We start from the raw sequence: 3,805 nt of genomic DNA on the forward strand, positions 1-3,805 counted from the left end.
TTAGTTCAGTTGGTAGAACGGCGGACTGTTAATCCGTATGTCGCAAGTTCAAGTCTTGCAGGGGGAGCCAAATTTTTAGAAAAAGCCGTATCTTAGGATACGGCTTTTTTTATGCCTTGCCGTCACCTCAACAACATCGCACTGCAAATCCTATCTCTATCCTCATTTGGCTCATATTGCCCTGCAAATTGTGTATTTTTGAGTGACCAAAACACGGCGAGCCCTCTTCTTCCACTAAAAAGAAGTGAAACCTTAGTCCTCATAATTCATAGCCAAAATGATGAAATAAGCGTCTTTTTCCACTTTATGACGTAATTTTATGTACTGTAATCAAAAAGAACTGCGTATTAAGAGCTATATTTTCTAAATCCCTACAGATGTTATGTTGTTATATACCTAACAAATTAGGATAATGTTCAACTCGATCTGGGTGAGTAAAAAATTGGTATGACCGAATATATTTTGTTGTTGATTGGTACAGTGCTGGTCAATAACTTTGTGCTAGTTAAATTCTTAGGCTTATGTCCTTTCATGGGCGTCTCTAAAAAATTAGAGGCGGCGATAGGCATGGGCCTTGCTACAACCTTTGTTTTAACCTTGGCCTCTGTCTGTGCCTACTTAGTTGAAACCTATTTATTAGAGCCTCTGGGCATTGAATACCTAAGAACCATGAGTTTTATCTTGGTGATTGCGGTCGTGGTGCAATTTACCGAAATGGTGGTGCACAAAACCAGCCCGACTCTGTATCGCTTACTCGGTATCTTTATCCCGCTGATTACCACTAACTGTGCGGTATTAGGTGTTGCGCTACTCAACGTCAATGAAAACCATAGCTTTATCGAATCTATCATCTACGGCTTTGGCGCGGCTGTAGGCTTTTCAATGGTGCTCATTTTGTTCGCTTCGATGCGTGAGCGTATTGCCGCCTCTGATGTACCCACTCCATTTAAAGGCGCATCCATTGCCATGATCACCGCAGGCTTAATGGCTTTGGCGTTTATGGGCTTTACTGGATTGGTGAAAATATAATGAGCGCTATTATTATCGCAATTGTTGCCCTAGTGATTTTAGCGGCATTCTTTGGCGGGTTACTGGGCTTCGCTTCAATCCGTTTCAAAGTCGAATCTGACCCAATTGTTGAACAAATCGATGCCATTTTACCGCAAACTCAATGCGGTCAATGTGGCTACCCTGGCTGTAAACCTTATGCAGAAGCTATTGCTAACGGCGATGACATCAACAAATGCCCTCCCGGCGGTGAAGCCACGATTCAAAAACTGGCCGATTTACTGGGCGTAGATGTGCCAGATTCTGCGCACGATCTTTCTGACAATGTTAAAAAAGTCGCCTTTATTCACGAAGACATGTGCATTGGCTGCACCAAATGTATTCAGGCTTGCCCAGTGGATGCCATTGTTGGCGGCACTAAAGCATTGCATACGGTCATTTCAGATCAATGCACAGGTTGTGATTTATGTGTTTCACCGTGCCCAACCGACTGCATTGAAATGATTCCAGTAAAAACCACGACCGACAACTGGCAATGGCAGCTTAACACTATACCTGTGGTTAACATTGATACCACCTCTAGCACTAACGGAAACTCGTAGCGAACATGCTCTCTTTAATCGAAAAAATTCGCTCTGGTCACCTATGGGAATTCCCAGGGGGTGTTCATCCACCAGAGAACAAATCTCAATCTCAATCCTCAAAGATTGCGCGCTCGAGTATCGCTGATGAATTAATCATACCTATCAAGCAACATATAGGTAAAAAAGGTGATGTGATTGTCCGTGTTGGCGACAAAGTCCTAAAAGGACAAGCTCTAACGCAATACAACTCCAGTTTAAGCCTGCCTGTGCATGCGGCCACCTCAGGGGAAGTTATTGCCATTGAGCCTCGCCCAAGTTGCCACCCTTCTGCTATTCCAGAGATGTCGATCGTAATCAAAGCCGATCATCAAGACACATGGATTTCGCATCAAGGTGTGCCTGATTACACCCAATGTAATCCTGAACAACTGCTGGATATTATTCGCCAAGCGGGTATTTCGGGGTTAGGCGGTGCAGGTTTTCCCACAGCACGTAAATTGCAATCTGGCCTTGGTCGAGTTGAAATTTTAATTATCAATGCGGCTGAATGTGAACCTTACATTACCGCTGATGACACTTTGATGCGTGAATATGCTGATGAAATCATGCAAGGCATTGAGATTTTAAAGCATATTCTAAAACCTAAACTGACGGTCATTGGTGTTGAAGACAACAAACCTGAAGCAATCGAAGCATTAAATAAGGCCGGAGCTGATCACGACGTAGTGATTCGCGCAGTGCCAACCAAATACCCATCGGGCGCTTCTAAACAGCTGATCAAAATCCTGACTAACAAAGAGATACCAAGTAACGGCTACTCGGCTGATATCGGCATGACGATGTTCAACGTAGGTTCAGCGTTTGCGGTAAAACGTGCGGTGATTGATGGTGAGCCTCTTATTGAGCGCGTCATTACCTTAACCGGTAAAAGCATTAAATCGGCGAAAAACTACTGGGTGCCTATCGGTACTCCAGTGGCGCACTTGTTAAAACAAGGCGAATTTACGCCAACCAAAAAGCAAGCCGTGATTATTGGTGGCCCTATGATGGGCTTTGCCCTGCCACAAATCGAAGCCCCGCTGACTAAAATCAGTAACTGCGTATTAGCACCAGGAAAACGTGAGATTTCTTTTGATGATCACGAAATGGCGTGTATCCGCTGTGGTCAATGCGCTGAGGTATGCCCAGCATCGCTACTGCCTCAGCAAATGCTGTGGTATTCCAAAGATCAAGACCTGGATAAATTAGAAGAGTACAACCTTAAAGATTGCATTGAATGTGGCGCTTGCGCGTATGTGTGTCCGAGTAACATTCCGTTAGTGCAATACTACCGCCAGTCTAAAGCGGAGATCAAAACTCGCAACGCAGAGCAAGAAGCCGCAGAGCGCGCTAAAGTGCGCTTTGAACAACGTAAAGAGCGTCTAGAGCGCGACAAACTTGAACGCGAACAAAAATACAAACAAGCTGCCGATAAGCGTCGCAGCCAAATGAAAACCGCTGACGGTGGTGATGCTATTGCCGCTGCTATCGAGCGAGTTAAACAGCAAAAAGCTGAAGGGCCAAAATCTGCGGTTGCAGCCGCCATTGCGCGTGCTAAAGCTAAGCAAGCACAAGTTCAACCAAGTGAAACGGCTGAACCTGATAACTCTGAAATGCGCAAACTTCGCGAGCAACGCAAACAAGAAGCTCGCGCACGTAAAGCGCAACAATCACAAGCCGATGGTGATTCAGACACAGACGCTAAAGCAGGCTCTAAAACCGATGCAGTAGCTGCGGCAATTGCGCGTGCTAAAGCGAAAAAAGAACAGCTTGCCGCATCGGCAAACGGTTCAGCTAACAGTGAAACGACTAATGCTGATGCAAACGATGATAAATCAGCGAAGCACGATGCAATTAAAGCGGCTGTAGAAAGAGCTAAAGCTAAGAAAGCCGCTCAAGCGAGTGCAACGACAAACGCCACGGCAGGTACAACTGACAGCGAAACTGATTCTAAGAAATCAGCAGTAGCTGCCGCCATTGCCCGAGCTAAAGCGCGCAAAGCAGAGCAAGCCTCAGCAAGTAACACCGAGTCAGACACTGGCGAACCTGAGCCAAGTGATGACCCGAAAAAAGCCGCTGTGGCCGCTGCCATTGCTCGCGCTAAAGCACGCAAAGCAGAGCAAGCTTCGGCAAACAACACCAAGTCAGAAACTGGTGAACCTGCGCTAAGCGAT

General features: G+C 45.9%; 3 protein-coding genes. All 3 read left to right on the top strand.

Annotated elements, in window-relative coordinates; genetic code table 11:
- Positions 1-447 precede the first annotated feature (447 nt).
- Entirely contained in the window at positions 448-1,029 is a 582-nt protein-coding gene (gene rsxA, locus VHA01S_RS17640) for an electron transport complex subunit RsxA (protein WP_021714914.1), read from the top strand.
- A complete protein-coding gene (gene rsxB, locus VHA01S_RS17645; RefSeq protein ID WP_023405701.1) occupies positions 1,029-1,610 on the top strand; it encodes an electron transport complex subunit RsxB in 582 nt (193 codons plus the stop codon). The genes rsxA and rsxB overlap by 1 nt, the downstream gene beginning before the upstream one ends.
- A 5-nt stretch (positions 1,611-1,615) precedes the next feature.
- Positions 1,616-3,805: electron transport complex subunit RsxC (gene rsxC, locus VHA01S_RS17650; protein ID WP_023405702.1), on the top strand; the 2,190-nt coding region annotated here is incomplete at its 3' end.

Source organism: Vibrio halioticoli NBRC 102217, from assembly GCF_000496695.1.
In the GTDB taxonomy this organism is placed as follows: Bacteria; Pseudomonadota; Gammaproteobacteria; order Enterobacterales; family Vibrionaceae; genus Vibrio; species Vibrio halioticoli.